Genomic DNA, 255 nt, shown 5'->3' with positions numbered 1-255 from the left:
GTGGCAACAAGCACCGTGCACACGCAAAGCGGCGACCTCTTCGACAGACCCGTCAACGTGCGATTCAACCCCATCGGATACGACTTCGACTACGGCGACGGCACCACCAGATCAACAACCACCGGCGGCCGCACCTGGACCGCACTCGGCCAAGCCACATTCACGACCACCCCGACCAGCCACGCCTACCGCGACCGCGGCACCTACACGGCCCACACCAGCATCCACTACACCGCCGAGGTCGACATCGGCAAC

1 pseudogene is annotated in these 255 nt (G+C 64.7%); it reads left to right on the top strand.

Annotation, left to right across the window (positions count from 1 at the left end):
• Nucleotides 1-15: 15 nt before the first annotated feature.
• Nucleotides 16-255: pseudogene (locus WFM69_RS19490) on the top strand (hypothetical protein); the annotation flags it as partial.

This window comes from Microbacterium sp. LB12 (assembly GCF_037150835.1).
Taxonomy (GTDB): Bacteria; Actinomycetota; Actinomycetes; order Actinomycetales; family Microbacteriaceae; genus Microbacterium.
Note: the sequence above shows the minus strand (reverse complement) of the source record. Positions and strands in the feature narration are given on the sequence as shown.